This is a genomic window from Mesorhizobium sp. P3_A9 (genome assembly GCF_056402975.1).
In genome coordinates this window covers 1-5497 of record NZ_JBFUGJ010000375.1, presented here as the reverse complement: position 1 = coordinate 5497, position 5497 = coordinate 1, and the positions used below count along the sequence as shown (strand labels likewise).

Sequence of the window (5497 nt, the reverse complement as noted above, 5' to 3'; positions counted from 1 at the left end):
ATACATGCTCTGAGCAGGGATCGCTGGCGCAAATCATTCGCATCCGGTAAGGCCGGGCCGGTTGTGCGAAATCAGCGGGTTCGCCGCCTTGGAGGAGGGCTGAGGTGACCGAAACTTCTAAGAAGGCTTCAGGAGACACGGCCACCCGCCGCCCGCGCGTCATGCCCGATGTGACCAAGGCAATCGCTTCCGACATCTTTTCCGGCCGCTATCCGGCCGGCTCCTCCTTGCCGACCGAAAACGAACTCGGCGTCGAATATGGCGTCAGTCGCACCGTCATCCGCGAGGCGCTGAAGGTGCTGGCCGCCAAGGGGCTGGTGCTGTCGCGGCCGCGCGTCGGCACCATCGTCTGCAATGAGGACGACTGGAACATCATCGATCCGCAAGTGCTGGCCTGGCACGCGCCGCATGCGCTCGACGACAAGCTGTTCGACGCCATCCTCGAAACGCGCCGCGCCATCGAGCCTCTGGTCGCCGAGCTTGCCGCCACGAGAGCGACCCTGCAGGAGATCGCCAATCTCGAAGCGGCGTGGCGTGGGATGGCCGGCGCCGGCGAGGATCTCGCCGCCTTCTCGCGCAGCGACATCGCCTTTCACCAGATCGTCTATGCCGCGAGCCACAACCCGATCTTTCGCCAGATCGGCAATCTGATCGACACCGGGCTGAAATTCTCGCTGGAGGCAACAGCGGTGATTTCACTCGACCGGCGCATGGAAGCGGTGGCGGCGCACCGTGAGGTGGTAGAGGCGCTGCGCATGCGCGATGCAGAAGCGGCACGAGGTGCTGCAAACCGGATTCTCGACCTTGCGGCGCGCGACCTCGTCAGCGCCAAGAAACTCAAGAACAACTGAGACCAGCATGAAAATCATTTCGCTCACCACCTACATCGTTCCGCCGCGCTGGCTGTTCCTGAAGATCGAGACCGATGCCGGCGTCACCGGCTGGGGCGAGCCGGTAGTGGAAGGCCGAGCGCTGACTGTCGAGGCAGCGGTCAAGGAGCTTGGCGATTATCTCATCGGCAAGGACCCTCGCCTGATCGAGGACCACTGGACGGTGATGCATCGCGGCGGCTTCTACCGCGGCGGCCCGATCCTGATGAGCGCCATCGCCGGCATCGACCAGGCGCTGTGGGACATCAAGGGCAAGGCGCTCGGTGTGCCGGTGCACGAGCTGCTCGGCGGCAAATTGCGCGACACCATCAAGGTCTATTCCTGGATCGGCGGCGACCGGCCGGCGGAAGTGGCGGCGGGCGCCAAGGAGGTGGTTTCGCGAGGCTTCCTGGCGCTCAAGATGAACGGCACCGAAGAACTACAGATCGTCGACAGCCACGACAAGATCGATGCCGCGATCGAGCGTGTCGCGATGGTGCGCGAGGCGGTCGGCCCCAATATCGGCATCGCCGTCGATTTCCACGGCCGCGTGCACCGGCCGATGGCGCGCATTCTAGTCAAGGAGCTCGAGCCCTACCGCCTGATGTTCATTGAGGAACCGGTGCTCAGCGAAAACCGCGAGGCGCTGAAGGAGATCGCCGCCCTTGGCTCGACGCCGATCGCGCTTGGCGAACGGCTTTACAGCCGCTGGGATTTCAAGTCGGTGTTCGAGCAAGGCGCGGTCGACATCATCCAGCCCGATCTGTCGCATGCCGGCGGCATCACCGAATGCCGCAAGATCGCGGCAATGGCCGAGGCCTATGACATTGCGGTCGCGCCGCACTGCCCGCTCGGACCGATCGCACTCGCCGCCTGCCTGCAGCTCGACGCCGTGAGCTACAATTGCTTCATCCAGGAGCAGAGCCTCGGCATCCACTACAACGCCGCCAACGACCTGCTCGACTACGCCGCCAACAAGGATGTCTTCCGTTACGAAGATGGCTATGTCGCCATTCCCGATGGGCCGGGACTGGGTGTCGAAATCGACGAAGAGTACGTCAAGGAGCGAGCCAAGGAAGGCCACCGCTGGCGCAACCCGATCTGGCGCCACAAGGACGGCTCCTTCGCCGAGTGGTGATGAGCGGGTTCAGCCCGGCAAACTTTGCAAAGGTACCTCTTCCACGGGAAATGGCGCTGAAGCGCCGCATTTTGCCAGAAGCGCCTCGGCGTAGAGCCTGGTGAAGCCGGTGTGGCGCCGCCGCAGGAAACCAGCGTGCTCGAGCCGCCAGTGCTGCTCGATGCCAGCCATGATGGCGGGATTGCTCCAGGTGGAATAGCCACCCGCCGTGTAGACGGTGACCTCGCCGGCAAACAGCCGCTCATTGGTGACCAGGAAATCGACGCGGACATAATCGAGATCGCCGGCAATGCGCGGGGCGATCGTGGCTGCCTGGCGAATGAGTTCGAGCAGGCGCGGCGTCACTGCGAGCGCCTGGTCCTCTCTGGGATAATCGATATCGCGGCCCGGCAACGGATTGCCGTCGGGGTCAAACAGGTGCGACATCAGGATCTTCTTGTCCTCGGCCCTGACGTGGCAGACGACACCGCTACAGACCTGAACCTTGATCTCGGTGGCGATCTCGCCGCCGGCGAGCGGCAGCAACTCCTCGACCAGTATTTCCGGCACGATCGGCCAATAGCCCCATTCGCTGTTGTAGCGTCCCTGGCGTTTGCCGAGCCACCCCCTCGCGGCTTCAATGATGGTGGTGCGATCCGGCTGGCCGTTTGAGATGACGATATTCATGTCGCAGCCATGGTTGGCCTTGACGATCACATCACCCGCAAGCAGCGCGGACGGAATTTCATCGGGATCATGGCCGCGCCACAAGGTTTTGGGCACCGGCAGATCGGGGCAGACCTTGTTGATGTAATCCTTCGCTGCAAGCTTGTCCGACAGCGTAACAAACAACGGGTTGTGGTCGATCAGCCTGCGCCAGAGCATGCACTCATTGTACCGCTGCGGCGCGGCGGGATTGGGCAGATAGCCCAGCTTCCTCGTAAAGCGCGCGACAAGCTGCGGATGCCGAAGCGTGATCGCCAGCCGCGCCAATGCCAGCACGAGCCGATGTTTTGGCGAAAGCTCGGCGTTGGCCTTCATGCTGGCCAATCGGGGTTGACGCTCCCCCAGCCATTCGAATCGCTTGATCACCGTCACGCCCTCTGCCCGAACCCTCGCGCAACTAAGCACCGCCGCTCCGCACCGACAAGTTGACGGCGCCAGCTGGTCAACAGCTTGCTATTTCAACCTGGACCGGCAACATCCGCAGCGACTTCGTTCCAGAGGGGGATCATGAACGAGCAGCCTTCGGCCCTTGCTGGCCATTTGGATGCCGGACAGCGGCCGCCCCAGGATGCCTTGGCACACCAAGCCCACGATGCCGCGCCTGCACCGATCGTCGAATTCCGCAACATCAGCAAGACCTATGATGGGCTGGCCAACGTCGTCGAAAACCTCAACCTCGACATCGGTCGCGGCGAGTTCCTGACGCTGCTTGGGCCCTCCGGCTCGGGCAAAACGACGCTGCTGATGATGCTGGCCGGGTTTGAGAGCCCGACCGGCGGTGAGTTGCTGCTCGACGGCCGGCCGCTCGACCGCGTCCCGGCTTATCGGCGCAACATGGGGATCGTGTTCCAAAGCTACGCGCTGTTTCCGCATATGAACGTGCGCCGCAACATCGGCTATCCGCTGCTGCAACGCGGCATGGCCAAGGCAGAGATCGCACGGCGGGTCGACGAGGCTCTGGGCATGATCCACCTCGACGGCTTCGGCGAACGGCTGCCGGCGCAGCTTTCCGGCGGCCAGCAGCAACGCGTGGCGCTCGCCCGCGCGCTCGTCTTCAAGCCGGAGATCGTGCTGATGGACGAGCCGCTCGGGGCGCTGGACAAGCAATTGCGCGAAGAGATGCAGATCGAGATCAAACATCTTCATGCCGCACTCGGCGTGACGGTTCTCTATGTCACGCACGACCAGTCGGAGGCCCTGACCCTGTCGGACAGGATCGCGGTGCTCGACAAAGGTGTGATCCGGCAGTTCGGCACGCCCGAGCAGATCTACGAAATGCCGAACTCCTCCTTCGTCGCCAACTTCATTGGCGAGATGAACAATTTCCCCGGCACGGTACGCGAAGACAAGGACGGGTGCATGGTCGAACTCGACTGCGGCGTCACCGTGCAAGCCATCAATGCGATCGCTGCCAGGCCCGGCATGCATGTCAACGTCGCGGTGCGGCCGGAACGGACAATTCTCAGCCAATTCGACACAGGCGGAACCGGCTCTATACCGGCAACCGTGCGCTCGACGATCTACCATGGCGATCATCTGCGCTACGAAATCGAGGTCGATGGCCGCACCGGCTTCATGGCATGGACGACGATCGCGGGGCCGGAGCGGTTTTCAGCCGGCGCACGCGTTGCACTGAGCTGGGCAGCGGGCAGTGCCCGTGTGCTGGACGCAAGACAATGACGACCACCAACGCGGCGCCGATGGCCGACCTTCGCGCCGGCCTGCGCCGTGCCGAGCGGCGGCGCCAGCTGCGCGCCTTCGCACTGGTGACTCCACTGCTTGTTTTCCTGCTGGTGATCTTCGTGCTGCCGATCGCCTCGATGCTGCTGTTTTCGGTTTGGAGCCCGGAGATGCGCACGGCACTGCCGCGAACGACCGCGGCACTGGCCGGCTGGACTGGCGACGCCCTGCCCGCGGAGACCGCCTATGCCGCGCTCGCCGACGACCTGGCTCGGGGCTATGCGGCGAAAACCGTCGCCGGAATCGCAACGCGGCTCAACCAGGAGATACCGGGCTTTCGCAGCCTGGTGATGCAGACCGCGCGCAAGGCCGAGACATTGACCCCGCCTTACCGGGCGGCCTTCGCGGCCGTCGATCCGCGCTGGGACGATCTCGCCACCTGGCGCGCCATGCGCTCGGCCTCAGCCGCATTGACGCCGCGCTATCTGCTGCAGGTGCTCGATCTCGAACGGGAATGGGATGGCAGCATCATTGGCGTGCCACCCGATCGCGCGGTCTACATCACCTATCTCACGCGCACTTTCTGGATCAGCCTCGTCGTCACGCTGCTTTGCGTCGCCATCGGCTATCCCCTGGCTTTTTACGCCGCGCATTGCCGGCCGCTCGCCAGGCGCCTGGTGCTCGCGGCGGTGCTGCTGCCATTCCTGGTTTCCGTGCTGGTGCGGACGGCCGCCTGGATCGTCATGCTGCAGAAGAACGGCATCATCAACAGCCTGCTCGTCCGGCTTGGCGTCGTCGACCAGCCGCTCCAGCTCATCTTCGACCGCTTCGGCGTCTATGTCGTCATGGTGCATGTGCTGCTGCCGTTCCTGGTGCTGCCGCTCTACAGCGTGATGAGGACGATACCGGCGCTGCATATGCGAGCCGCCAGCTCGCTTGGCGCGACGCCGCTGTCGGCTTTCCTCGGCGTCTACCTGCCGCAATCGCTGCCCGGGCTCGGCGCCGGCGCCCTGCTCGTCTTCATCCTGTCGCTCGGCTACTACACCACGCCGGTGCTGGTCGGCGGCGCCGGCGACCAGATGCTGAGCTCGCTGTTGACCGAGTT

General features: G+C 64.1%; 5 protein-coding genes. 4 read left to right on the top strand and 1 reads right to left on the bottom strand.

The window, feature by feature from the left end:
- The first annotated feature begins 161 nt into the window (after positions 1–161).
- Both AC1DX0_RS30250 and dgoD read left to right on the top strand, forming a co-directional pair.
- Positions 162–851, top strand: a complete 690-nt coding sequence (locus tag AC1DX0_RS30250) for a FadR/GntR family transcriptional regulator (RefSeq protein ID WP_477219089.1) — start codon at positions 162–164, stop codon at positions 849–851.
- A gap of 7 nt (positions 852–858) precedes the next feature.
- Positions 859–2007, top strand: a complete 1149-nt coding sequence (gene dgoD / locus AC1DX0_RS30245; RefSeq protein ID WP_477218510.1) for a galactonate dehydratase — start codon at positions 859–861, stop codon at positions 2005–2007.
- Positions 2008–2016: 9 nt separating this feature from the next.
- On the opposite strand, the gene AC1DX0_RS30240 is transcribed toward dgoD, so the two are convergent.
- Positions 2017–3027 carry an ATP-grasp fold amidoligase family protein gene (locus AC1DX0_RS30240; protein WP_477219090.1) on the bottom strand — a complete coding sequence of 337 codons (1011 nt, stop codon included), beginning with the start codon at positions 3025–3027 and terminating at the stop codon, positions 2017–2019.
- A 258-nt stretch (positions 3028–3285) separates the two neighbouring features.
- Between AC1DX0_RS30240 and AC1DX0_RS30235 the strand changes: the two genes are divergently transcribed.
- Entirely contained in the window at positions 3286–4392 is a 1107-nt protein-coding gene (locus AC1DX0_RS30235) for an ABC transporter ATP-binding protein (protein WP_477218511.1), read from the top strand.
- A partial coding sequence (locus AC1DX0_RS30230) for an ABC transporter permease (protein ID WP_477358096.1) occupies positions 4389–5497 on the top strand: 1109 nt, incomplete at its 3' end. The genes AC1DX0_RS30235 and AC1DX0_RS30230, both read left to right, overlap by 4 nt.

Excerpts from the sequence above, each read along its gene's own strand:
- AC1DX0_RS30250 (WP_477219089.1), top strand. The coding sequence starts at position 162 with ATGCCCGATGTGACCAAGGCAATCGCTTCCGACATCTTTTCCGGCCGC.
- AC1DX0_RS30240 (WP_477219090.1), bottom strand. The coding sequence starts at position 3,027 with ATGAAGGCCAACGCCGAGCTTTCGCCAAAACATCGGCTCGTGCTGGCA.
- dgoD (WP_477218510.1), top strand. The coding sequence starts at position 859 with ATGAAAATCATTTCGCTCACCACCTACATCGTTCCGCCGCGCTGGCTG.